The 788-nt window shown below is 37.8% G+C and carries 1 protein-coding gene; it reads right to left on the reverse strand.

Annotated elements, in window-relative coordinates; translation table 11 throughout:
• A partial coding sequence (gene metK, locus HMPREF9200_RS05240; RefSeq protein WP_009353777.1) for a methionine adenosyltransferase occupies positions 1-785 on the reverse strand: 785 nt, incomplete at its 3' end.
• Between the last annotated feature and the right edge of the window lie 3 nt (positions 786-788).

The following is a 788-nucleotide window of genomic DNA, read 5'->3' on the forward strand; positions in this document are numbered from 1 at the left end:
GTATCTACAATAATTTTACGACCTGTCAAACCAGCATCGCCTTGTGGACCACCGATTACGAAACGACCAGTTGGATTGATAAAATATTTAGTATTTTCATCGATGAATCCTTCTGGAAGTACTGGATCGATAACATATTTTTTAATATCTGCTTGGATTTGTTCCAATGTTACTTCTGGACCATGTTGTGTAGAAATAACGATAGTTTCAATACGTTTTGGTTTACCATCAACATATTCTACAGTTACTTGTGTTTTACCATCTGGACGAAGGTAATCCAAAGTATTATCTTTACGAACTTTTGTTAATTGACGAGATAAACGGTGTGCCAAGCTAATAGGCATAGGCATTAATTCTTCTGTTTCATTAGATGCGAAACCAAACATCATACCTTGGTCACCAGCACCGATTTTATCAAAGGCATCACTACCACCTTCACGAGATTCTAATGCTTCATCAACACCCATCGCAATGTCTGCAGATTGTTCGTCAATCGCTACGTTAACGCCACAAGTATCAGCATCAAAACCGAATTTTGCACGAGTATAGCCGATTTCACGAATTGTATCGCGAACAATGTGAGGAATATCTACATATGTATTGGTAGTAATTTCGCCTACTACATGAACTTGGCCTGTTGTTACTAATGTTTCACAGGCAACGTGCGCTGTTGGATCTTTTTCTAAAATAGCATCCAATACAGCATCTGAAATTTGGTCAGCAATTTTGTCTGGATGACCTTCTGTTACAGATTCAGAAGTGAAAAATACATGTTTTTCTGCCATGAA

This window comes from Veillonella sp. oral taxon 780 str. F0422 (assembly GCF_000221605.1).
Classification (GTDB): domain Bacteria; phylum Bacillota; class Negativicutes; order Veillonellales; family Veillonellaceae; genus F0422.